This is a genomic window from Enteractinococcus helveticum, from assembly GCF_001657475.1.
Taxonomy (GTDB): Bacteria; Actinomycetota; Actinomycetes; order Actinomycetales; family Micrococcaceae; genus Yaniella; species Yaniella helvetica.
This window is the reverse complement of record NZ_LXEY01000009.1, coordinates 56,501-80,657: the sequence shown is the minus strand read 5'-3', so window position 1 is coordinate 80,657 and position 24,157 is coordinate 56,501. Positions and strand designations below refer to the sequence as shown.

Sequence of the window (24,157 nt, the reverse complement as noted above, 5' to 3'; positions counted from 1 at the left end):
AAGGGGGCCTAGACACGATTCAGGCGAACGATATGCCGCTATTTGCGTCACTAACTTTCCTGGTTCGAATTTGCGGGAACATCATTCACTAGACGCGTCTGCCCTCCAGGGCAGCACGGTCGATCTCCTCCTGGTTTTCTACATACGGGGTGCCGTGGGTGTGGAAGGTTGGCACGGTCTTCATACCCCAGGCTTGGCCCTTGGCTCGTTCAGCTTCGGACCAATTGACCACCGGCTGGTCGGGGTTCAGGATTAACCGTGCCCCGGCGTTGGCGAACTCAATGCGGTTACCACCCGGTTCCCACACGTACAGGAAAAACGTCTGGTTTATCGCGTGCTTATAGGGCCCATATTCAATGTAGACGCCCTCTTCGAGGAAAAAGTCGGCGGCCTTGAGAATGTCTTCACGGGTATCGGTGGCAAAGGCCAGGTGATGGAAGCGGCCGCGTTCGCCGGTCCAGTCATCCGAGTAGACGACGTCGTAGGATTTCTGGGCAAACCGGAACCAGCGGGCAGCGTACCCACCGGCGTCGAGTTCAACCTGTTCAGTTTCCCGGGCTTTCATGACTTGGTCCCAGAAATCACCGGTCACGTTGACATCCGAAGCCAAGTAATTGATATGGTCCAGTCGGCGGGCGTTGACCCCGCGGCCCGGATAGCGTGCTGCCTGATTTTTCAGTGCCGGACGGTCCTGTTCATCGGCCTGATACAGTTCGGTGTCGTAATAAATACCAAACAGGTGCTCATCAGGGTCTTCGAATTCATAGTATTCGCCGATGCCAACCTCGGGATCTTTCCACCCCTCTCCGTAGCCGGTGTCTTCAATGGCTGCTACCCGGCGTTGCAGGGCTTCGGGGCTGGTGGCACGCAGCATGGTGCGACCCACCCCGTTGGTATCTGAGGCGGTCAGTTTGATCGAATAGGTCTCGTATTCGTCCCAGCAGCGCAGGTACGCCGAGTCGCCGATGCGTGCGACTTCGCGCATGGCCAGCAAGTCTTTGAAGAACCAGAGGCTTTCCTCAAATTTTGGAGTCAGGATTTCTACGGCACTGATGTGCGCCAGGTCAAAGTTTTCTCGTTCAGCCATTGTGTCTTCCTTACTATCGGTATTGCAGGCCCTTGGCTGCAAGCTTGTCTCGCATGCCATAAACGTCCAGCCCCAGTTCGCCGGCGGCCAGTCGCTCGCGGACGCCGGCTTCTTTGGCTTCGCGGGCCTTGGCGGCTTCGACAACTTCGGCCACTTTTTCGCGGGGTACGACGACGACGCCGTCGGCATCCCCCACCACCACATCCCCGGGCTTGACAACCGCTCCGGCACAGGTGACCGGAATATTCACTGACCCCAGCGTTTCTTTTACGGTGCCGCGTGCGTGGATCGCTTTGGCAAACACTGGGAAATCCATGTGTTCTAAGTCTGCTACGTCACGGACCCCGCCGTCGATAACCAATCCGATCCCGCCGCGAGCGCGGAAGGAGGTGGCCAGTAGATCACCGAAAAACCCGGCATCCGATTCGGTCGTGCAGGCCGCGACCACTACATCGCCGTCGGTAATTTGTTCTGCAACCACGTGCATCATCCAGTTATCTCCGGGTTGTAACAGTGCTGTGACCGCGGGTCCGCACAGTTTGGCACCACGATAGGCCGGGCGCATATACGGCTGCATCAGCCCGATGCGACCCAAGGCTTCGTGGATAGTGGCGCTACCGTATTGGCTCAGCGCGGCGACGTCGTCGGGGTCGGGGCGGTCAATATTGGTGTTCACAATTCCCAATTCATACATGGTTTCTCCTAGCGGCCCTGGGCGGTGAGGCGGCGGTCCAGGCGCGGGTGGACGGCGCGTGCGGTATCTTCAAAAATGGACTGCTTGGATGCATCCGACAGCTCGGCGGCTTGAATATAGCGGGCGGTGTCGTCAAAATAATGCCCGGTGTTAGGGTCTTCGGTGCGCACGGCCCCGATCATTTCGGAGGCGAACATGATGTTCTTATGCGGGATGACTTCCAGCAGCGTATCGATGCCCGGCTGGTGGTAGACGCAGGTATCGAAGTAGATGTTGTTCAGCAGGTGCTCTTCAACCGGGGGCTTGTCCAGCATCATGGCCAGGCCACGGAAGCGGCCCCAGTGATACGGTGCCGCCCCGCCGCCGTGCGGGATGATCATTTTCAACTCGGGGAAGGTGGCAAATAGGTCGCCCGTCAGTAGCTGCATGACGGCGGTGGTGTCAGCGTTGAGATAGTGTGCACCGGTGGTGTGGAAGGCCGGGTTGATGGAGGTCGAGACGTGCACCATGACGGGCAGTTCGTGTTCGATGAGTTTTTCATATACCGGGAACCAGTGCTCATCGGTCAACGGCGGTGAGGTCCAGTGCCCGCCCGAGGGGTCGGGGTTGAGGTTGACTGCGACAATATCGTGTTCGGCCACGCAGCGTTCCAGCTCATCAATGACGGTGGCCGGGTCGATTCCAGGGGATTGTGGCAGCATGGCCGAGGGCACGAAACGGTCCGGGTAAAGTTCTGAGACCCGTCCGATGAGGTCGTTACAGTGGCGCGACCAGGCGGCAGACGTTTCGAAATCACCGGCGTGGTGGGCCATAAATGAGGCTCGCGGGGAGAAGATCTGCACGTCAATGCCGCGCTCATTCATCAGCCGCAGTTGATTGGTTTCGATGGATTCGCGGATCTGGTCATCCGAGATCACCGGGCCTTGGGACGCCGGTGGTTGTCCGCCGTCAAGCGCGGCGAGTTGGGCGTCGCGCCATTGGCCAAGCGGGGCTGGGGCCGTGGTGTAGTGCCCGTGAATATCAATAATCAACGTAAGTGTCCTTCCACTTTCAGTGAGCAGATGCTTTGAGTCAAAACTTCTTGGGTGCACTCGGATCCCAAATACTGGCCGGCACATAGACTTCGCCGCGACTGATCAACCGCGCGGTGCGGGTATTACCCGAGGCGACCACGGCGCCGTCGTCATCCAAGTCGACGAGCGCTTCGAAGATCCCTGAGGGGTGTTCAATACCCACGGTTTGCTGTTTTCCTGCGCCGGGCGTGCCAACCTGCGCGGCGACCGAGCCCTGCAGGAGTACAGCGGTTGCAACGGTGACGGCAGCCAGCACCCCGATTGATTCGTGGACTCGATGGGGTATGAAACTGCGCGTGGAAATTGCGCCGCGATCACGTGGGGCCGCGACCAGGGTCATTTTGGGATATGACTCATCGGTAACATCGCCGAGTCCCATGACCCGGGCCGCAGCCAGGCGCAGGGCTTCAACGCGCGCTTTGAGGTCGGTGTTGTCGGTCAATTCGGGCACCGTTTCATAGCCAGTCACGCCGAGGTCATTGGCGTCGATAATGACCAGGGGTTGACCATTGTCTATCAGCGTGACTGTGTAGTCGGTGCCATCGGCGTTAACCACATCGGTCACATTGCCGGTGGGTAGCAGCGCGCTGGCGATGGAGCCGGCGGTGTTGAGAAACCGGATATTCACCGGCGCTGCGGTGCCATTGACGCCGGCAATTTCGGTGTGGCCGGCGTATTGAACGTAGCGTTGGCCGCTGAATTCTGGAGTGTGAATTCCAATGCGGGAAATGAGCCCCGTATTGGTGGTGCACACGACGACGTCGGTGACATCGGCGGTTGGTTGGATCAGGCCGGTTTCAACCGCAAATGGGACCACGGCAGCCAGCATGTTGCCGCAGTTCTGGGTGGTTTGTACAGTGGTTGCTTCAGGTTGAAGTTGCACGAAGGTGAAATCTAGGTCCACGCCGTCAAGTTCTGAGGCCTCAACAATCCCTGCTTTGGAGGTAAGCGAGTGGGCGCCACCGATGCCATCCACCTGCAGCGGATGAGGGCTACCCATCACGGACAACAACACCTGATCGCGGACATCCGGGTCGTCGGGTAGATCTGATGCCAAGAACATCGGACCGCGAGAGGTGCCGCCTCGCATGAGGCACATCGGAATGGCCGTTTGATCGCCGACGCGGCGCGCAGTAGTGGTCATGAGCATCCTTTGTTGTGTGGGTCCTCACACCACAATAGTCGCTAACAAGATTGTTTACAATCTTGTTAGCGTTCACTGACAGTTCTCGCTGCAATGACTACTATGAGTACAACCACCGAAGAGTACCGAGCAGAATTTTGGAGAGCCCATGGCCAGTGCCACGCCGTCGACCCCCGCACGAGATATCACCCAACAGTTATCGCTTACTGATCGACTGCGTCAGGATATCGTGACGGGCAATCTGGTGCCGCATCAGCGCCTGATTGAATCTGATGTGGCAGAAGAACATGGTGCCTCACGTGGTGAGGTACGGTTGGCGCTCAATGAACTCATCACCGAAGGCCTAGTCGAGCGGATCCCGAATCGTGGAGCACGGGTCCGGAAGGTCTCGCTAGAAGAAGCCATTGAGATCACCGAGGTGCGCGCGGCTGTGGAGTCACTGTGCGCGCGGAAAGCAGCCGAGAAAATCACGAATGAGCAGGCGAATGAGCTCAGCGATATCGGCGAGGCGATGCAAGAAGCTGTTGGCCGTGGGGCTCGCGATGAGTATTCGAATCTTAATCGAAAATTACACACGTTAATCATTGAGGTCGCGGATCAGCAAACGGCGGCCCAAACCATTGCGCGGCTCCGAGGCCAAGCAATTCGGTATCACTTCCAGCTTTCGACGCAACCAGATCGACCACAAGTTTCTTTGCCCCAACACCTGGCAATTATTGAAGCGATCTGTGCTCGTAATCCGGGGGCAGCGGCTGCCGCGATGCAGGAACATTTGGATTCTGTGGCCGAGGCTATCGAGCATGCCTCCAAGCACTAGCCTCCTTGTGACGCACCTCACCGGTAGGTAGAATTCGCGGCATGGTCAATCGTGTAGCCAACACCCCAGCTGGCGGGCCTCTTTCCGGAAGCATCGTCAACATTCAAACCGACAGCGTGGATCACGCCCAGTCGGTGGGTGGCGCGGTATATCACCCGCACGAAATTACCTACCAGGAACGCACGCCGAGATTTCGGATGTCGCTGCGGGCTCGGCAACTCTCCGGGTTGACCGTGGGACTCCTGGAGTACAAATCTGCGGTGCGTTTACACAGCGAACCGACGCCCGATTCTTACCAGGTCAACTTCACCGCATTCGGCGCAGTGAACATGACGCAAGGCTCCACCACCGTGACTGCATCACCTGAATACGCCGCAATCCACGACTGGACCGACCGACCCAATCTCGAAGGCTGGTACCATCCGGCCCGCGTCGTCGGGATGAAGATTCCACGCGAACAAATGCACAACGAATTGGCAGCGTTAACCGGAACACAGCTCACGGAGACGCTACGTTTCGAGCCCGGGATGGATCTGAATTCGCCGGCGGGACAAGAGTGGAAGCACATGGTGGCGCATTTGGCGCGCAGCCTGACCGCATCGACCCCGCTAATAGACAACCCGATGGTCGATGCACCTCTAACCCAGGCCGTCGTCCGCGGATTCTTATTGTTATCGCACCATAATTTCAGTCGCGCATTGCACGGTGAACCTAAAATACCCGGACCGCACTATATCGAGGCGGCCGTCGCATTTATGCACGAACACTGTCACCTGCCGCTCAGCGTCAAAGACATTGCCGAAGCAGTCAATGTCAGCATTCGCTCCCTGCAGGTCGGTTTTCGTACTCACCGCGATCGCACCCCGCTGCAAACACTGCGCGAGATCCGCCTGCACAAGGCTCACCGCGAACTGCTCACCGCACACCCCCACGATACGGTCTCCGCCATCGCCAGCCGGTGGGGATTCAGCCACCCCGGTCGCTTCGCTAGCCACTATGCGCAACTTTTCGGTGAATCGCCCTCCGAAACGCTCTCACGTAGCACGACTTAGCGCAGACGAACATGGGACCACCGGGGCATGCCAGGACAAAAAGCGCAGCACGGTCTTGTCGCGGCCCCCGCCGTCCAGAATTATGGGCTATGTCACATCCTCGCGGTGCAGTGCACCAAGCAAAGGAGATCCCCATGTCCCGTATTCTTCCACCCGATGTATCCGAAGCTCATTTCGACGCCGCCCTGGAAAAATTCCGCAGTGTCCTGGGTGCTGAGCACGTCATCTCGACACCCGAAGAGCTCGAAGCTTTCCACGATCCCTACCCCACCACCTCCGAACCCGAATTTCTACCGGGCGCGGTGGTGTTCCCTTCCACCGCCGAAGAAGTCCAAAAGCTGGTAGAGATCGCCAATGAGTACCGGGTGCCACTGTCGCCCACAGCCACCGGTAAGAACCTCGGCTACGGCGGGGCCGCACCGCGCCTGTCCGGCGCCGTCGTCGTACAAACCGCCCGGCGGATGAATAAGATCATCGAGGTCAACGAGAAATACGCCTATGCTCTGATTGAGCCCGGGGTCACCTACTTCGATCTGTACAACCACATCCAAGAAAAAGGTTACAACCTGTGGGTCGATGTCCCTGACCTGGGGTGGGGATCAGTGGTTGGTAACGCTCTGGACCGCGGCGTTGGATATACCCCATACGGCGATCATTGGTCCTGGCAGACCGGGCTGGAAGTCGTTCTACCCGATGGCGATCTACTGCGCACCGGCATGGGCGCCATGAGTAATGCCAAGACCTGGCAACTCTTCGGTTACGGTTTCGGCCCCTACCCCGATGGGTTATTTACGCAATCGAACTTCGGCATCGTCACCAAGATGGGCATCGCACTGATGCCGGCACCACCAGCCACTGAAACATTCCTGATCACCTTCGATAAAGAAGAAGATCTTGAACAGATCGTGGACATTATGCTGCCCTTGCGCATCGGTATGGCACCACTGCAAAGTGTGCCCGTGGTGCGCAACATCATTCTCGATGCTGCGGCACAAACCAAACGCTCCCGATGGCTGCCTGACGGAGGTCCGCTGACTCCCGAAATCATCAACCAAATGAAACAGGAGCTCAATCTGGGCTATTGGAACATGTACGGCTCGGTCTATGGGTCGCCGCCCCAGATCGAATTGTTCTTGGGCATGATCAAAGACGCCTTCACCGCGATCCCCGGCGCCCGGTTCTTCACCACCAAAGACCGCGCCGAAGACACCCCGGGCTCGCATATCCTGCACGATCGCCACAAAATCAACCAGGGCATCCCCTCCATCGATGAACAACAGATCCTGGAGTGGGTCCCCAATGGCGCCCATATCGGGTTCTCACCGATCTCGGAGCCAGACGGCGCCGAGGCAATGAAACAGTTCGAAATGGTCCGCGACCGCTCCTATGAATACGGGCCCGACTACGCTGCCCAATTCGCCGTGGGACTGCGCGAAATGCACCACATCTGTCTATTCCTCTATAACTCGGCCGAGGCTGCAGACCGCGAGCGCACCATTGCCCTGGGACGCAAACTCGTGGCAGAAGGCGCCGAACACGGGTACGGCGAATACCGCACACATTTGCAGCTGATGGACCAGGTCATGGAAACCTTCGACTTCAACGACAACGCGCTACTGCGTTTCCACGAACGCATCAAAGACGCTTTGGACCCCAATTCCATCATGGCTCCTGGAAAATCCGGCATCTGGGGCGCACGCTACCGCGACGCCGGACATCAACTGCCCCGCTGATCACCTGATACCAAGGAGAATATTTCATGTCGTCTTCCGTCTTACCCGAATACCTATGCACCCCTCATCACTACATCAACGGTGAAGCAGTCACCGGCACCGGCGAAATCCAGGTGCTCGATCCGGCCACCGCGCAGGTGCTGACCACCACACCGCGTGGCACCGCAGCCGATATCGATACCGCTGTCGCTGCCGCACACACCAGTTTTACCTCAGGGGTGTGGTCAAAACTGTCTGGGCGCGAACGCTCGCGCGTACTGTATCGCATCTCCGAATTGATGCGGCAACGCACCAGCGAATTGGCCGAAGTTGAAAGCTACGACGTCGGCAAACCCATTAGCTTGGCTAACGCCGTTGACGTCAATAATGCTGCCGATACCTATGAGTACGCCGCATCCCTAGCCCAACACCTCGACGGTGCTGTGCGCAGCACTCCCCTCCCGGCCCACGCGTTTACTCAACGTGAACCCCTGGGTGTGGTTGCTGCGATCACTCCATTCAACTTCCCGCTGATCCTGTCATCGTCCAAAATCGCTGTGGCCCTTGCAGCCGGTAACTCCATCGTGCATAAACCTGCCGAAGACACCCCTCTGTCCGCGCTATATATGGCGCGGTTACTTCAAGAAGCCGGTGTACCCGATGGTGTCTACAATGTGGTGACCGGCTACGGTTCCGAGCTCGGCGACCATCTGAGCACCCACCCCAACGTCAATAAGGTGGCCTTTACTGGCTCCTCAAAAATCGGCGCACACGTGGCCGGTAAAGCCGGTCAAGCGTTGCGACCGATCACCGCTGAACTGGGTGGCAACGCCCCGAATATTATTTTCGACGACGCCGACTTAGCACAGGCCATCCAGACGACCATCTCGGCGTTTGTATTCAATACCGGCCAGTTCTGCATGGGCGGGCCACGATTGCTCGTCCAGCGCGGCGTCTACGAACAAGTCCTAGAAGCACTAGCCGCCGGTGTGCCGCATGTGCCATTCGGTGATCCGCGCAAACCTGAGACCGTGATCGGCCCGCTGGCAACCCAAGCCCAGCATGACAAGGTCGTCGCTGCGGTCGATGAAGCCAAAGCGGCCGGGGCACGAGTGCTCACGGGCGGGGAGTCCGCAGATATCAACGGTGGTTTCTTCTATCACCCGACCGTACTCGCGGATGTCGAGAATTCGGCCGACTGTGTACAAGAGGAAATTTTTGGACCGGTGCTTACGGTACAACCTTTCGATACCGAACAAGAGGCCATTGCGTTGGCCAATAGCACCGACTACGGTCTGGCTGCTGGAATTCAGACCGAAAACATGTCGCGGGCACACCGGGTTGCCGATGCACTCGAAGCCGGCATCGTATGGGTCAACAGCTGGGCCTTGTTAGATCCATCCATGCCGTTCGGCGGTGTGAAATCCTCCGGGTGGGGACGCGAAAACGGGCCCGAACAGCTCCACGAATACACACGTACCAAGTCAGTGATTATTGCGCTCAAGCCCGCAGAACAGGACCAAGCATGACCACCACACAAGCCGCCATTGTTGAGCCCGGCGCCGACTTTACCCTTACCGGCATCGAGCTGACCGATCTGCAAGACCACGAAGTCTTAGTCGAGATTAAAGCCGTGGGCCTGTGCCACACCGATCTCACGGTCGCCTCCGGTGGGCTGCCCTTCCCCTTGCCCGGTGTGCTAGGCCATGAGGGGACCGGAATCGTCCGGCAGGTCGGTGCCGCCGTAACGGGTGTGACCGCAGGAGACAAAGTGGTACTATCCTTTACCTCCTGTGGCACCTGCGAAGGCTGCCGTGGCGGGCATCCAGCATATTGCGTGCGTTGGTTACCAGATAATCTGTTGGCCGGACGTCGAGCCGATGGTAGTTCACCGTTGAAACACAACGGCGAGGAAATCGGTGGGCATTTCTTTGGCCAATCATCATTTGCTCAGGTAGCTATCGCCGATGAGCGTAGCGTCGTCCGAGTCGAGACCGACCTGGATTTCCCACTGCTGGCTCCGTTGGCTTGCGGTGTCCAGACCGGTGCCGGGGCCATTTGGAATGCCCTACAGCCGACTGCGGGCTCCAGCGTGGTGGTCTTTGGTGTTGGCACCGTGGGGTTGGCAGCCATCATGGCCGCAGCGCTTACCCCCGCCACCCAAATCATCGCAGTGGATCTCGTAGATGAACGTTTAGAACTGGCCAAACAGCTTGGTGCGACCGAAACTGTCAATCCTGGATCAGTTGCTGACGTCGTAGCGACCCTGCAAGAACTCACCGGTGGTGGGGCGCATTGCGTAGTCGAGGCCACCGGCAATACCGAGGTGTTGGCGCAAGCGGTGCAGGCCACCCGGATCCAGGGTCACGTGGCAATTGTCGGGGCGCCACCGTTTGGTCAAACCGTTGAGGTCGATGTGAATTTCATGCTGCCGGGCCGCAAGATCCACGGGCTGACCATTGGGGACGGTGAGATTCAGAGCATCATTCCAGCGCTGCTCAAACTCATGGAACAAGGACGCTTCCCGGTCGAGCAACTGGTAAAAACCTATCCGCTGGACCAGATTAATAGCGCCGTCAAAGATATGGAATCAGGGGCAACCATCAAGCCGACTCTTATTCCCTAGGCTGTATCTACAACGCTGCGGGGCGGTGACTCGAATCTCGACGTCACCGCACCCAAAGTGTGTGTTCATCCGCTATGTGGTCTTTACCGATCTGGTAACGATGCGCCTTGTTTGAGTTGCTCCAGCATGGCTAACCCGTCCTGAGCCCATTCGATTTCGGCCTCTGCTTGTTTCAGAATGCCCTCGTAAGCAAAGATCTTGAATCGAGTGATTTTAGCGTGGTCGGCTTCCGGGTACCGCGCCAAGCGCTGCTTGTGGAAATCCGATGATTGCTCGCGGAGCTCATCGATCTGGCCGTGAATGTCTTTGACCACTTGCTCGTAGTGCCGCAGGTGGTTTTCCAAACAGTGGCGCGCGTCGTCGTCATCGGCGAATTCAAAATAGGCGGCCCGCAGTCGCACTTCACTGCGTTCTGGGCGGTAGGTGACCGGCTGACCTTGCCAGGTGTTGAGGTATTCGAGCCCCACCTTGGTGATTGCGTACTCGGTTTTGGTCGCCCCTTTCGTACCCCAGGGCACCGGATAACCCTCGATGAGTTCCTCGGCTTGCATCTTTTTGAGTTCCGGATAGATCTGTGAGTCCGGAGCATGCCATAAAAAACCCACGGAGGAGTGGAAATTTTTGGCAAGGTCGTATCCGGTATGGGGGCCGGCAGAGAGCAGGGTTAACAGGGCAGAACGTAAACTCATGGCAACCGTAGTGTATTCGAATTCCCGTACGTGAATTGGTGATGATGCGACGACGCGGTCGCGCCCTGGTTTTTTCAGGGCACGACCGCGTGGTCAGGGAATGGTTTTAGGCGTACTGGGTACGCCAGCCACCCTGGTAGGATTCACGAGCAACCGTGGAGTATGGAACCGGTGAAACGATGGCGCGAACTTCTTTTTGTTCGTGGGTTTCAACCGACAGTTTCTTGGAGCCGCCGTTTGGTTCGCCCCAGGTGACAGTCAATTCGGCACCTTCTGGCACATCTGCGTTGACGGTGGCCAGCGACAGTCCACGACGTTCGTTGGCAGTGTAGCCGGTGAACATCGACACGCCGACGACGTTGCCGTCGGCGTCGGTGACCTGGTCGTAGTTTGAGGCACCGTAGTTGGCCAGCGGTAGGTCGAAGAACTTGTAGTTCGGGCCTTCCACGTTCAACGGGGAATCCAGGATTTCCTTGAGGTCGTCGGTGTTCCACTCGAGGGTGACCTTGCGGCGCTGCTTATCCTTATCTATGGCTTCTAGCGCGTCGCGTCCGATGAAGTCGTGGTCGAATTTCACGAAGGAACCGTAGCCGATTTCCCAAGGGTTGACGTAGTAGTCTTCGATGTTGTCCGAGATGAACGAACCGGCAAGTGGTGCGGTGGCTTCATACGAGTCAGCGCCCAGCCATTCGCGGTAGCCGCGTTCGCCTTCGCCCGAGTAGATACCTGGCAGTGGCGATGGGATCCAGCCGGACTCCAGAGTGTTGGTTGCATAGGCGCGGGATCCAACTGGCAGTAGACCGAATTCGGCACCGGCTTCAACAATGGCGTTGCGAACGCGTGCGTGGTGTTCGTACGGGCCATAGATTTCCAGACCTGGAGCACCGGCCATACCGTGACGCAGGGTGCGGACCTTGAGTCCGTCAATGTTCATATGCGCCATGCGGAAGAATTTCAGCTGTTCAACTTCCGAGCCATTGAGCTTGTTGATGACATCCCAAGCGGCTGGGCCCTGGATCTGGAAGCGGAAGAGTTCACGGTTTACCGCGTCACCGTACGGACGTGACGGGGAGCGGCGGTCAACCTGCAGGTCCAGGTTCTTGTAGCCACCTTTTTCTGCGTGGTACATCAGCCAGTTGGTAACCGGTGCACGGCCGACGTAGGTGAATTCGTCTTCGGACTCGCGGAAGAGGATACCGTCACCGACTACCGCACCGGTCGAGGAGACTGGCACATACTGTTTGGCCATATCGACAGCGAAGTTTGCTACAGAGTTGATCGCGGTGTCCGAAATCAGGTTGATCGCATCCGAACCGGACAGGAAGACCTGGTCCATGTGGTGTGACTGATCGTAGAGCACCGCGGCGTTGCGCCAGGCTTTTTGTTCGTTGATCCAGTTGCCGAAGTCTGCTGGAACAACCGGGTAAATATAGGAACCGGTCTGCGCGTTGCGCAGCAGTTCAACTGCTGACTGCTCGTTGAGGAGATCCTGAAGAGACTTTGCCATGGTGGCCGCCTTTCGAAAGGTCATGTGTTGGATAAAGGGTGGAAATTTTTAGAGTTTATTAATGAAATCTCGGGCCCATTCAGCGGTCTTAGCCATGCCGCCGAAGGTATAGAAGTGCACGCCTACGGTGCCCTGATAATTTGAGACAGCAACTTCATCGGCCAGGTTGTGCAAGAACTTATCCGGCCCTGCGCTGCCCATCAGGTTGGTCAGCGAGAAACCATATTTCTTGACGATGCCAGCCGAAGATGCCACACCGAAACGTTTGGCGTAGTTCATCAGTCGCTTAATACCGGCTGGTCCAGGAACGCCGATACGAATCGGGGCGGCAATGTTCTGTGCTGCTAATTCGTTGAGCCACGTGGCAACCGGGTCGGTGTCGAAGCCAAACTGGGTGAGCACAACCGCGCTGAGGTTCTGTTCCGCCAGCAGGTTGACCTTGCCCTTGAGTTCGCGAGCCAGGACCTCATCAGAAATGTCTGGGTGACCTTCCGGATAGCCTGCAATCGATACATCTTCGACACCGTACTGAGCAAAAATGCCAGATTGCAGCATTTCGAGCGAGGAACCATACGGTCCCATGGGTTCTGCTGGGTCGCCGCCGACGGCAAAGACGTGTTTGACGGCGTCGACGTCAGCTAGGGCTTGGAGAAATTCTTTAAGTTCGTCTTCGCTGCGCAACCGGCGGGCGGAGATGTGTGGAACTGGAATGAAACCGAGTTCTTTGACCGCCTTGGCCGCGGTGACCCGCATGTCGAGGTCTTCATTGCCAAGGAAGGTGACGTTGATGCGCGTGCCAGCAGGAATAACTGGTGCTGCCTCGCGCAATGCCTCAACGTCTTTACCGGTCATTTCCAACGAAAAGTCCTGCATGAGCTGGCGGACGTTCGCGGATTGGGTTGACTGGGACATGTAGTACGCCTCACTTTATATTCGTCGCGACCGAGCAAATCGATGTCGCACATCACATACTATCTATGTAGATAGTTAGTTGGCAATAGTTTTAGGAAATTCTTTTGCAAAAATACGAAAGGCCACCTGCGATACCTTCATCGCAGGTGGCCTTAGACGTCGTCAGAGAGGACTTTCTAGGTTTTACGAACCTTCATAAATGAGTTCGTTAATGTCGACTGGTTCAGTAATGAGTCCAGTTTCCTCCGACAGCTCGATAATGCGTTCCGTGGATTCACGGTTGATCTCCTGCGGGAATCGCGGCATGATCAGCTGCTCAACGACCTCAGGCTCAATTTCGGTATATTCCGACAGAATCTCCTTGGCTGCTTCCGGATTGTCTTCCGCGAACTGCTGGGACTCTTTCATTGCAGTAATGAACGAGTCAACCAGTTCTGGATCATTTTCGATCTTGTCAGTATTGGTGAAGTAACCAGCAATCATCAGATCTTCAATTGGCTCAGCATACGGGGAGTAGATTTCCCGGGCGCCGGCGCTCTTGGCTAGGGTCGCGAACGGCTCAACGGCCATGATCGCATCAACGTTGCCCGATTCCAGCTGGGCTCCCATATCTGGGAAGGCCACCTCGACAAGCTCCATAGAATCCCGGTCACCGCCCTCTTGACGCATACCTTCTTTGAGCACGGTGTCGTTGATGTTGTTCAGGGTGTTAACGGCAACCCGCTGACCTTCCAGATCCACAATGGATTCAGCTTCGGAGTCTTCGGGTACCAGCAGCGAGGAGAAGTCGTTGCCGGGTTCACCTGTAGTTTGAGGTCCAGGTGCGACCAACTGCAGTGGCAGACCCTGTGATTTAGCAATAACCAACGAGGTCATGTTAGAGAAACCGAAGTCGAAGTCACCCGATTGGATCGCCGGAATGATGGCGGCACCACCTTGGGCCAGGGTCAGTTCGACGTCCAGGCCGTGTTCTTCGAAGATGCCTTCTTGAACACCCAGGTAGATCGGGGCGACGTCCACGATCGGAATGACACCCACCGAAATTTGTGTCAGTTCGCCATTGCCCTGGCCGGCGTCTTGCTCGGTGTCAGTCGGGGCCTCGTCTCCCCCACCGCAGGAAGTCAGTACCAGCAAAGATGCTGCCGCAGCGGCGATCAAACTCCCCCGGATTCCACGTTTTTTCATTCTGTACTCCTCATTGCAAAGTGTGAACCTCACGGAGTGAGGTAGGTCATAACGTTATGTCGATTTACATGGCGGCGTCAATGATTTTGAGCCTAAACTTTTGCGCAGATACGCCGAACGCACCGCTAGAGTTCAGCGAGGATTTCTTGCGGTGCGTTCGGGTGAGATGGGTTTTAGACTTGGGCTTTGGCTTGGTCGGGGCGGAAGCCTTGTTTGGCTAATTGGATTTGTTCGTAGACGTGGTGGCGCAGTTCGGCAAACCGTGCCGAGGAGCGGGTTTCCAGCTGGTCGCGTTCATCGGGCAGGTCGATCTTGATGTCTTGTTGGATGATGGTCGGCGACGAGGACAAGATGACTACTCGGGAGCCCAGGTAGACGGACTCATCAATATCGTGGGTCACAAACAGCACGGTGACGCCGAGTTGTTTCCACACCCGACGCACCAGGTCTTCCAGATCGGCCCTCGTTTGGGCGTCCACGGCGGCGAAGGGTTCGTCCATGAGCAGGACTTCGGGTTGGTAGGCTACCGCGCGGGCGATGGCCACGCGTTGTTGCATACCACCGGACAGTTGCCATGGATACGACCGTGGCACGTGGTCCAGGCCGACGGCTTGAAGGGCGTCGTCGACCAGTTGGTCGCGTTTGGCTTTGTTCATGCCGGCGACTTTCAACGGCAGTTCCACGTTTTCGCGCACGCGCATCCATGGGTAGAGCGACCGGCCGTATTCCTGGAAGACCACGGCCATATTTTTGGGTGGCCCGGTGACCAATTTGCCGGCCAGTTTGACTTCACCGCTGGTGGGTTCCAACAGCCCAGAGATGGCCTTGAGCAGGGTGGTTTTCCCAGACCCCGAGGGCCCGACCAGGCAGGTGAGTTCACCTTTGGGCAGGTCAAAGGTCAGGTTGCGCACGGCTTCAATGTCACCGCCGTCGGTGTGATAGATCTTTTTCAGATTCCGCACCGACAATAAGGCTTCACCATCGGCCACGGTGTGGCCCACCGGGATGTGTCCATCGGGGGTGTCAGCCATGGTGCCCTGGTTGATGACCGGGGTGTGTTCGGGTTGTGGAGTAGTCATAGCAATGAGGTTTCCTTTACAAAAGTCCTTGGCGACCGCCGTTAGCCGGCGTTTTCCATCTCACGTTGGCCGTGGTACCAGGCCAGTACTTTGCGTTCGACGATTTGGAAGATAAACGACATGATCACACCAATCAGCCCCAACACCACAATGCCCGACCACATCTCAGGGATGGCAAAGGACCGCTGGAACTGGATAATCGTGTACCCCAGGCCCGCTGAGGAGGCGAACATCTCGGAGATGACCATCAAAATCAGCGCAATCGACAACGACTGGCGGATCCCGGCCATAATCTGGGGCATCGCTGAGGGCAGGATCAGATACCGGACCCGGGCGGCCCCGGCAACCCGGTAGGTATGCGAGGTATCAGACAACACCTCATCCATGGACCGCACACCTTCGATGGTGTTGAGCAGAATCGGCCAGACCGCGCCCAACACGATCACCGCGATCTTCATGTCATCGCCGATACCAATCAGCAACATGAACACCGGAATCAACACCACCGGTGGCACCGCCCGGAAGAATTCCATGGTCGGTTCCATCAGCTGGCGCAGCCAGCGGAACGAGCCCACCAACAGCCCAACGACAATGCCTAAGATGATCGAGACCAAAATCCCGACAACCAGGCGGCCCACCGAGGGGAACACATCGGTGGTCATCCGCGTCCAGGTCCAGGTGTTGGCAAACGCGTTGGTCATTTGCTCCCAGGTCGGCACAAAGAACGAATCGGATTGAGCCGACCAGACGACCCAGCCGATCAGCAGCAGGGCCGGCAGGCCAATAATGTACAAAAAGTCTTTGACGAAACGCATTATTTGACCTCCGAGCGGATCGAGGTGTGCCAAGACAAAACCTTGCGCTCAATAGCACGGAAGACGATATTGATGACCACACCCAGCATGCCGGTGGCCAGCACCAGCGAATACATCGACACATAGGCGCCACCCGACTGGGCCCGAGCAATTTCAGCACCCAACCCTGGGGTACCAATAATCAACTGGGCGGTAATGGCCAGAATCAGCGCCACCGCAGCCGCCAACCGAATACCGGTCATCAGATACGGCAACGCGGTCGGAAACACCACATACCGGACCCGTGCCAACCGACCCATCCCATAGGACTTAGCAGTATCCATGGCCACCACATCGACATCGGCCACCCCGTAGAGCACCTGGATCAGCACCTGCCAGAAGCACGCATACACAATCAGCAATAGGGCCGATTCAACGCCCACACCAAACACCAACACCGCCAGCGGGATCAGCGCAACTGAGGGCACCGGACGCAAAAACTCAATGGTGGAGTTGGTAAATTTGCGCAAAAACGGCGACGAGCCAATCACAAAGCCCAACACCGCAGCAGCCACAACAGAGATCAACATCCCCACAAACCACGCGACCAGGGTATCCCAGACCGCAACCCAGAACACCGGATCACCAAACTTAGTCAACAGATCAGCAATCGCCGCCGAGGCCGGTGGCATAAACCGAGCATCGACAATGCCTAACAGTGGCAGCAGTTCCCAGATCCCCAGAAACAGCAAAATGCCGACCAGGCCTAACAACCGATTGGTCCAGGTGGCACGCCGCTGCCGCACTGCTTGCGCCCGGCCAGTACTGGTTCGTCGGCCCGTGGCCCCACGCTGAGCAACCGAGACTGCCGGAGCACCCGGATCGGGCCGCGTTGACGTATCCAAACCGGCCACCCGATACCCCGCAGGGAAATTCTCCGGAGCCCGACCAGTCTCCAACCGATGCAAATCCTGAGACTGCCGCTCTCTCGTCACCGCCTCATCATCGTGCGGCGCGGATCCCCTCGAAGGGTCGCGTTCTGTCATGTGTTTTCTCCACTACGTGTGCAAGTTGAAGTTGATGTGTGCCGTCGCTTCAGAGAAGTAAGCATTATGTGAAGTACGCCACGTTGAATAAGAGTAACCCGCAGTCAGAAATGATTCAAGTACTCAATTGTTTTATTGATCAAGGATTACTGGCATTATTGAACGGCGTCAAGAGCAAATAGCCATGACCCAAGCATATAACTGGGTCACACTCTAGAGCCAGAGAAAAATCCAGGCCCGAAAGAGCCGTCCATGCACTCCTAGCAAATAGCTGCGACACGAGCATTCGCCAATAACTTCGCTTCGCAAACGTCGAAGCAATGTGAAGTAGCTTTCCTAGACTAACTTCTAACAAGATCGTTTACAATCCCAGAATCGCACCCAGAACTGCCTGCCGCTAGCCGCCTTCGTTTCCCTCGAAGTACTCCATTGAACTTTTAGATGAGTTAATCAACACTCGAAACTTCGCACCCGGCAACGCGTGCGGATGATCTGGATCGATATATGCTGCTCTCATCTGCTGACTTACCCTGCGCGCAGCACTGCGCAGCAGCTCCACAATGCGCATATTCACCGGCTCCCCCGATGGCACGACCATACCCAGACCGGCCAAGACTCTGCCATCTGGACCATAAATCGGCGCGGCCATGCCACGAGCCGCAGGATGAATAAAGCCGTCGGCTACGGAATATCCCAGCTCTCGCACCCGATCAACGACATCAACCAGCTCATCCAAAGTCTGGGGTGTCTTGTCGGTATATCGCCGGATGCCAGCCTCGACGATCTTCGCTAGGAATGCTCTGGGCTTATCCGACAGCAAGACATGTCCGATAGCCGAGGCGCCCAAACTAATGCGACCGCCCACGATTGTTGCATTCACCACCGCATTGGGGGCAGAGGCACGGTCAAGGTAGACCACGTCATAACCGCCCTCAACGCCCAGCTGGGTGTGCTGGCGCACTTGACCTTGCACAAACTGCACCATCGGCGCGGCGATTTCTCGCAACCCCATGGCTCTCGGGGTTCGCGCAGCAAGCTCCCACAAACGTAAACCGAGCTGATACGAACGATCCGGCAATCGCTCCAACATGCGTTCTTCAACGAGCTCGGCAACAAGCCGGTGGGTTGTGGTCATAGGCAGTCCACTACGCTCAGCAATTTCCGACAAGGACAGAAACACCGTTCCTGCGTCGAATGTGTCCAGAATCCGCAATTGTCGGGCGAGCACCGAGACCGGTGTTCCATCACGCTGCGTAGGCATTACTTCCTCATTTCCGATGATTGGAAAATCTTCTCCACATTGTAGGTGACGAATGCCACAATTACTCACATTCCCTATTCATTGCCGCACGTTGGAGGAAATCATGACGTTGCAGACCGCAACACGAACCGACCAGCTCGTGGTCGTCGATCGCATTGAGCGTTCCACAAGCGTGATGGAGTTCGTGCTGGAACGCGCCGATGGCTCTCGACTGCCAGATTGGGCCCCGGGCGCCCACATTGATGTGGTGCTCCCCAGCGGCAAGATCCGCCAATACTCACTGTGTGGCGACCGCTGGGCACCTCACCAATATCGCATCGCCGTCCAACGAGACGACGGTGGCACCGGTGGCTCCAGGGAAATCCACGACCAAGTGCAGCTTGGTGACGTTGTGAGTTTTGGCGGACCCCGAAATAACTTTCGACTAGCCCCGGCCGCGCAGTACCGTTTCATCGCCGGCGGCATCGGTATTACTGCGGTACTGCCGATGATCGAGCAGGCCGAAACACTTCGCCTGGAATGGCAGCTGCTGTATTTGGGGAAAACCGCTGACCGGATGGCCTATCGGAATCTTGCAGAGCAGTATCCCCACCGGGTCACCATGCACACCAGTGTTGACAACGGCCGGACTTCGATCCGGCAGTGGCTGGGCACCCTGCCCGAAGACACCATGGTGTATGCGTGCGGTCCCGAAGCCATGCTTGAGGCACTGCCCGAACAATGCCCCGAACTGCCCCCACAGTTCCTGCGAACCGAACGATTCACGAACACCCTGGCCGAGGCCACCGTCAGTTCTGAACCCTATGAAATTGTGCTTGACCGCAGCGGCCGCGTCATCCACGCTCCGGGAACCACACCGGTAACCCAGGTACTGGCCGAAGCCGGTGTTGATGTCATCACGTCGTGTTCCAAAGGCGTGTGCGGGACGTGTGAAGTCGAAGTGGTCGAAGGCGAAATCGATCACCGCGATGCCATTCTTGACGACGACGAACGCGCCGCGAACACCTGTATGTTCCCGTGCGTTTCCCGTGCACTGTCCAAACGTCTGGTTCTTGATCTGTAAGGAATTATTCACAATGTCTGTCAACTCCACCACGCGCTGCCCGTTCTCTGGCATGCCAGCGGCAGCTAATACCCTTACCGAACGACACGTCGATGCCCCAATCATTGATCTGGACCCTTTTGATGAAGCGACTCTGGGCAGTCCGTATGCAATGCACGAACAACTGCGTGAAGCCGGTGCCGACGTCGTCTACATTCCCGCCTATGATATCTATGCTGTTGCACGCTATGATGCCGTGCGCTCCACTTTGGAAAACTGGCAGCACTTTTCCAGCGCGGCGGGGGTCGGGCTGGCCAACTTCAACTCCGAAAAGCCGTGGCGAGCACCATCGCTGCTCTTGGAGGCTGATGCCCCGCAGCACGATGCGCCACGCGCCGTGCTTGAAAAGATCTTGGGCGCCAGGAAACTGCGTCAGTACCACGAGGACTGGCGCGAAACCGCCCATGAATTAATCGACGGACTGTTGACCGGCGGCCAGCGCAGCACCGGTGACGGCGGAATTGAACTCGACGCGGTCAGCAAGATCTCTGAAGTCTATCCACTCAGTGTCTTCCCGGATGCCGTCGGGCTACAACAGGGTGGCCTTGAAAACCTGCTGCCCTATGGAAACTTTGCGTTCAACGCCTTTGGGCCACGCAACCGATTAGTCACCGACGAACTGGACACCATCGGCCCGGTGCTGGAGTGGATTGGCAATCAGTGCCCCCGCGATGCGCTCAAACTCGACGGTTTCGGCGGGGATATTTGGCGCGCCGCAGATCAACGCCACATTACCGAAGAACAGGCCCCGTTCATCGTTCGCTCACTTCTGACCGCCGGAGTCGACACCACCGTGTACGGTATTTCTGCGGTGCTGTACCATCTGGCTTCCAACCCAGACCAATACGCTCGCCTACGCGAAAACCCGCAACTGGTGCGCCGGGTCTTTGAAGAAACCCTGCGTCTTGAGTCCCCCGTCCAGACGTTCTTTAGAACCACGACGACGCAAGTCCAGATCGGTGACACGACCCTGGATAAGAACCAAAAAGTTCTCATGTTCTTGGGTGCAGCAAACCGTGACCCGCGCCGCTGGAAGAACCCCGATGCCTTCGATTTGGATCGTGATCCTTCCGGTCACGTCGCATTTGGCAGTGGCGTGCACCAGTGCGTGGGTCAACACGTCGCTCGTTTGGAAGCATCCTGCGTCATGGAAGCCATTATTGAGCGGGTAGAGCGCATCGAATTTACTGCCCCACCCGAACGCAAAATCAACAACACGCTCATCGGTTGGAAGTCCCTGCCGATTCGCCTCATCCCGGCATAGCACCCACCCTATTCATCACTTTTCGCCTACAAGGAGCCTTCCCATGCCCATGTCCCACTCTCACTCTGCCCAAAAACGCCCGCTGCTCGTCGGTGCTGCAACAATCGGCGCGCTGGTCTTATCAGCGTGTGGCTCATCCAGTGCTGCCGACGACGTTTCACCTACCGATTCGCAAGGACTGGAAACAGTCAACATCGGCTATTTTCCACTGGTGCATACCTCTACCATCGTGCACGCCGATCAATCCGGTTATCTGGAAGAACAAGGTATCAATGCTGAAATGACGCAAACAGAGGGCGGCGCAGCAGCTATCCCGTCGCTCATCTCAGGCGACGTCGATATTCTGTACAGCAACTACACTTCGATTCTGTTGGCTGCTGAGCAAGGACTTCCGGTCGTGCTGGTCTCAGGGAACGACGTCGCTAAGGACGATCACGGCATTTTCGTTGCAGAAGACTCTGATATCGATCAGTTCGCCGATATTGAAGGCAAGAGCTTTGCGGTCAATAATCTGCAAAACATCGGCACCGTGTCCGTGTATGCACAACTTGAAGAACTTGGACTCAGTCCAGACAGTGTGGACCTGGTGGAGATGCCGAACCCTGATATGGCCCCTGCCGTAGCCAACGGTAATGTCGATGCAATCTGGCAGGTCGAGCCGTTCCAAACCATCTCCAAACAATCCGGTTTGAAACGCATTGACGATATGTTTGCTGGACCAACAGCCGATATGCCGGTAGGCGGATGGGTCACGACCAAAGAATTCGCGGAACAAAACCCGGAAGTCATTGCTGCTTTCAGACAAGCGCTGAGCCAGTCGTCTGAGGACCTCCAAGGCAACCATGACCTGCATTTGGAGCTTGTCCCGCAATACACAGAAATCGACGATGCTGTGGCCCAAGATCTCACGCTGCCGCATTACGACACCGAGCTGAACATCGATGCACTGCAATACGGGGCTGACCTCATGGAACAATACGGCATTACCTCCGGTCCGCTTGATGTGGCCGAACTTGTTGTGGAATAACTGCTGAAGTGCGGGGCGGGTGCTCCCGCTCCGCCACAGGCAGTGCCAAGACCGTGGTCGCGTCATGGATAGGCAAGAATGACTATATGTTCGACCTCAATCTCTTACGCGTGCTCGCGGCCGTCATCGAGCAAGGCTCGATCACCGCTGCAGCAGAAAAACTGCAGATGAGTCAGCCGGCTATTTCACAAAGTATCAATAGGCTGCGCAAGGTTATTAAGGATGACCTGTTCGTCAAAGAAGGTCGCGGCATCACCCCGAATAGGGTTGCCCTGCAGCTGTATAGCGACACTTCGGAGCATGTTCATCAAGCCGATGCAGCGGTGAGGGGCCTGATCGCATTTGATCCTTACACCACAACCGCAACCTTTCGAATCGCACTGACCGATATCGGCCAACAGGTCTTCCTCCCACGCTTGAGCCAAGTCATGCGGTCAACGGCTCCACAGGCGCAACTCGAGGTCCTAGGACCAAATACCGAAAGTGTCGCTGATCAGCTCGAAAGCGGAGAGCTCGACCTGGCCATCTTATCGACAGACCTCCACAACGACATTCGATCAGCAGTCTTACATCTCGGTGACTACCTGTGCATTACCCGTCGTGGCTTATTTGCAAATCCTGGGCCCAGTCTGGAAGACCTCAGGAGTCATCCACGGGTCGCTGTGACGACTTTTACCGGGCACACACTCATGGAAAAATATCTCACGCCGATTCCTCCTGGTTCCATCGTTGTGAACACCTTTGCCGCTATTCCCAACCTCGTGGCTTCAACGGATCTCGTCGGGTTCGTTCCAGAAGACCTCGTCAACACCTGGCAAGCCCGAGAAAACCTTGATATTTGGAAAATCGATGAAGTAGAAACCCAGACAGAAGTCCGCGCGTATTTTGCGAAATCTCCCGGGTCGAGTGCCTCGGCGTGGTTTGTGCATCTCGTGATCGAGACACTGCGCGATCCAAGCCTCAACAATACATAACCACCGCTTATGCGATAGATTGACATTCATTCGTAGACGCGCTGTGATGTAGGCCATAGATTGATTGCATGACCAAAAATCTTATGTCACCAAAATTCGTTTCCTCCTCGCACCAGCGTAGAGGACTCGTCCGAGCTGTCACAGCGGGTTTGACCGGAAGCGTTCTCGCGTTGACACTGGCAGCGTGCAATGGTGATTCCAACGCCAACCAGGATGCAGAATCAACTCCAGAAGGCGAACTGCAAGAAGTCACCGTCGGCGCGATCGCAATCGCCGACGTCGCACCACTGCACCTTGCAGTACAAGAAGGATTCTTCGAAGAAGAAGGCCTCGACGTTGAGATCATCGAAACCACCGGTGGCGCGGTGTCCCTACCCGGGGTTGTCGCAGGTGATTACGACTTCGCCTTCCTCAATGTTGCCTCACTGATGATCGCGCGAGATCAGGGGCTTGACGTCGAATTTATTGCCAATGGCACGACCACCACCGGGGAACCTGGTGCCGATAATATTGGCATCGTCGTCGCCGAAGACTCAGAAGTCGAATCCACCGCTGATCTGACCCAATCCACCTCAAACCAATTGAATAACATCGGCGACATCGCCACCCGATTGGCTGTCGATAACGCTGGTGGCGATGGTGCCGATATCGAATTTCTCGAACTAGCATTCGGTGAAGCACAAGCGGCAGTCGAAAACGGCAATGTCGAAGCCGCGCTGCTGGCCGAGCCTTACCTCACCCAAGCTCAGGACGCCGGCTTGAAAGTCGTCTCTTCACCTTATGCAGAAGCCCACCCCGAACTCGATACCGGTGGCTACTTCACACGCTCCGAGACCGTTGAAGAAAGTCCAGAACTTGTCGTAAGCTTCCGCAATGCTATCAACCGCGCGCTGGAGTTTGCTGATGAAAACCCAGACGAGGTCCGCGAGATTGTAGCGACCTACACCGAAATCGACGAAGAAATCCTCCAGCGTATCCAGCTGCCCCGGTTCAAGCCAGAGTTCACCCGCGAAGGTCTTGAGGATCTCGGCCGATCCGCCAAAGAACACGGCTACCTCACCGAGGAACCAGATCTCGATGCACTGCTGCCTGAGCAGTAAATCACCATACAC

The 24,157-nt window shown here is 56.9% G+C and carries 22 protein-coding genes; 10 read left to right on the top strand and 12 right to left on the bottom strand.

Annotated features, from left to right (window positions below; translation table 11 throughout):
• Positions 1-88: 88 nt before the first annotated feature.
• Genes A6F49_RS02450 through A6F49_RS02435 form a run of 4 tightly spaced genes read right to left on the bottom strand, consistent with a single transcriptional unit; the run spans position 89 to position 3,998 of the window.
• A complete protein-coding gene (locus A6F49_RS02450; RefSeq protein ID WP_043056157.1) occupies positions 89-1,087 on the bottom strand; it encodes a VOC family protein in 999 nt (332 codons plus the stop codon).
• A 13-nt stretch (positions 1,088-1,100) separates the two neighbouring features.
• Entirely contained in the window at positions 1,101-1,781 is a 681-nt protein-coding gene (gene ligK / locus A6F49_RS02445) for a 4-carboxy-4-hydroxy-2-oxoadipate aldolase/oxaloacetate decarboxylase (protein WP_043056156.1), read from the bottom strand.
• 8 nt (positions 1,782-1,789) lie between these two features.
• Positions 1,790-2,812 (bottom strand): amidohydrolase family protein, encoded by a 1,023-nt coding sequence (locus A6F49_RS02440; protein WP_043056155.1) that lies wholly within the window; start codon positions 2,810-2,812, stop codon positions 1,790-1,792.
• Between the two features lie 40 nt (positions 2,813-2,852).
• A complete protein-coding gene (locus A6F49_RS02435; RefSeq protein ID WP_043056154.1) occupies positions 2,853-3,998 on the bottom strand; it encodes a 4-oxalomesaconate tautomerase in 1,146 nt (381 codons plus the stop codon).
• A gap of 148 nt (positions 3,999-4,146) precedes the next feature.
• Here A6F49_RS02435 and A6F49_RS02430 point away from each other — a divergent pair, with 148 nt between their 5' ends.
• From A6F49_RS02430 to A6F49_RS02410, 5 genes are all read left to right on the top strand, one after another.
• Positions 4,147-4,815 (top strand): GntR family transcriptional regulator, encoded by a 669-nt coding sequence (locus tag A6F49_RS02430; protein ID WP_043056153.1) that lies wholly within the window; start codon positions 4,147-4,149, stop codon positions 4,813-4,815.
• A 41-nt stretch (positions 4,816-4,856) separates the two neighbouring features.
• Positions 4,857-5,867, top strand: coding sequence for an AraC family transcriptional regulator (locus A6F49_RS02425; RefSeq protein ID WP_052500048.1), 1,011 nt, complete (start codon positions 4,857-4,859; stop codon positions 5,865-5,867).
• Between the two features lie 134 nt (positions 5,868-6,001).
• Positions 6,002-7,600, top strand: coding sequence for an FAD-binding oxidoreductase (locus A6F49_RS02420; RefSeq protein WP_043056152.1), 1,599 nt, complete (start codon positions 6,002-6,004; stop codon positions 7,598-7,600).
• A gap of 26 nt (positions 7,601-7,626) precedes the next feature.
• Complete coding sequence (locus A6F49_RS02415) at positions 7,627-9,108, top strand: aldehyde dehydrogenase family protein (RefSeq protein WP_052500047.1); 1,482 nt, start codon at positions 7,627-7,629, stop codon at positions 9,106-9,108.
• On the top strand, positions 9,105-10,205 hold the full coding sequence (locus A6F49_RS02410) for an NAD(P)-dependent alcohol dehydrogenase (RefSeq protein ID WP_043056151.1): 1,101 nt from the start codon (positions 9,105-9,107) through the stop codon (positions 10,203-10,205). Before A6F49_RS02415 ends, A6F49_RS02410 begins: the two co-directional genes overlap by 4 nt.
• A gap of 83 nt (positions 10,206-10,288) precedes the next feature.
• Here the strand turns inward: A6F49_RS02410 and A6F49_RS02405 are convergent, their stop codons facing one another.
• The 8 genes from A6F49_RS02405 to A6F49_RS02370 all read right to left on the bottom strand — a co-directional run bounded on the left by A6F49_RS02405 (position 10,289) and on the right by A6F49_RS02370 (position 18,678).
• Positions 10,289-10,894 carry a PadR family transcriptional regulator gene (locus A6F49_RS02405; protein ID WP_043056150.1) on the bottom strand — a complete coding sequence of 202 codons (606 nt, stop codon included), beginning with the start codon at positions 10,892-10,894 and terminating at the stop codon, positions 10,289-10,291.
• 106 nt (positions 10,895-11,000) lie between these two features.
• Positions 11,001-12,401 carry a vanillate/3-O-methylgallate O-demethylase gene (gene ligM / locus A6F49_RS02400; protein WP_043056149.1) on the bottom strand — a complete coding sequence of 467 codons (1,401 nt, stop codon included), beginning with the start codon at positions 12,399-12,401 and terminating at the stop codon, positions 11,001-11,003.
• Between the two features lie 48 nt (positions 12,402-12,449).
• Positions 12,450-13,313 (bottom strand): methylenetetrahydrofolate reductase, encoded by an 864-nt coding sequence (locus tag A6F49_RS02395; protein WP_043056148.1) that lies wholly within the window; start codon positions 13,311-13,313, stop codon positions 12,450-12,452.
• Positions 13,314-13,496: 183 nt separating this feature from the next.
• Positions 13,497-14,498, bottom strand: coding sequence for an ABC transporter substrate-binding protein (locus tag A6F49_RS02390; RefSeq protein ID WP_043056147.1), 1,002 nt, complete (start codon positions 14,496-14,498; stop codon positions 13,497-13,499).
• A 173-nt stretch (positions 14,499-14,671) separates the two neighbouring features.
• Positions 14,672-15,529, bottom strand: coding sequence for an ABC transporter ATP-binding protein (locus tag A6F49_RS02385; protein ID WP_043056182.1), 858 nt, complete (start codon positions 15,527-15,529; stop codon positions 14,672-14,674).
• An 89-nt stretch (positions 15,530-15,618) separates the two neighbouring features.
• Positions 15,619-16,392: an ABC transporter permease gene (locus tag A6F49_RS02380; RefSeq protein ID WP_043056146.1), complete on the bottom strand. Its 774-nt coding sequence runs from the start codon at positions 16,390-16,392 to the stop codon at positions 15,619-15,621.
• On the bottom strand, positions 16,392-17,417 hold the full coding sequence (locus A6F49_RS02375; protein WP_082911542.1) for an ABC transporter permease: 1,026 nt from the start codon (positions 17,415-17,417) through the stop codon (positions 16,392-16,394). Before A6F49_RS02375 ends, A6F49_RS02380 begins: the two co-directional genes overlap by 1 nt.
• A gap of 397 nt (positions 17,418-17,814) precedes the next feature.
• Positions 17,815-18,678, bottom strand: a complete 864-nt coding sequence (locus A6F49_RS02370) for an IclR family transcriptional regulator (protein WP_052500046.1) — start codon at positions 18,676-18,678, stop codon at positions 17,815-17,817.
• A 103-nt stretch (positions 18,679-18,781) separates the two neighbouring features.
• Between A6F49_RS02370 and A6F49_RS02365 the strand changes: the two genes are divergently transcribed.
• The 5 genes from A6F49_RS02365 to A6F49_RS02345 all read left to right on the top strand — a co-directional run bounded on the left by A6F49_RS02365 (position 18,782) and on the right by A6F49_RS02345 (position 24,145).
• The gene (locus tag A6F49_RS02365; protein ID WP_043056145.1) at positions 18,782-19,741 is read left to right on the top strand and encodes a PDR/VanB family oxidoreductase; all 960 of its coding nucleotides are present in this window, start codon (positions 18,782-18,784) and stop codon (positions 19,739-19,741) included.
• 13 nt (positions 19,742-19,754) lie between these two features.
• Positions 19,755-21,044 (top strand): cytochrome P450, encoded by a 1,290-nt coding sequence (locus tag A6F49_RS02360; RefSeq protein WP_235604826.1) that lies wholly within the window; start codon positions 19,755-19,757, stop codon positions 21,042-21,044.
• 49 nt (positions 21,045-21,093) lie between these two features.
• On the top strand, positions 21,094-22,071 hold the full coding sequence (locus A6F49_RS02355) for an ABC transporter substrate-binding protein (protein WP_043056178.1): 978 nt from the start codon (positions 21,094-21,096) through the stop codon (positions 22,069-22,071).
• A gap of 86 nt (positions 22,072-22,157) precedes the next feature.
• Positions 22,158-23,045: a LysR family transcriptional regulator gene (locus A6F49_RS02350; RefSeq protein ID WP_052500044.1), complete on the top strand. Its 888-nt coding sequence runs from the start codon at positions 22,158-22,160 to the stop codon at positions 23,043-23,045.
• A gap of 68 nt (positions 23,046-23,113) precedes the next feature.
• Positions 23,114-24,145, top strand: a complete 1,032-nt coding sequence (locus A6F49_RS02345; RefSeq protein WP_235604824.1) for an ABC transporter substrate-binding protein — start codon at positions 23,114-23,116, stop codon at positions 24,143-24,145.
• The last annotated feature ends 12 nt before the right edge of the window (positions 24,146-24,157 follow it).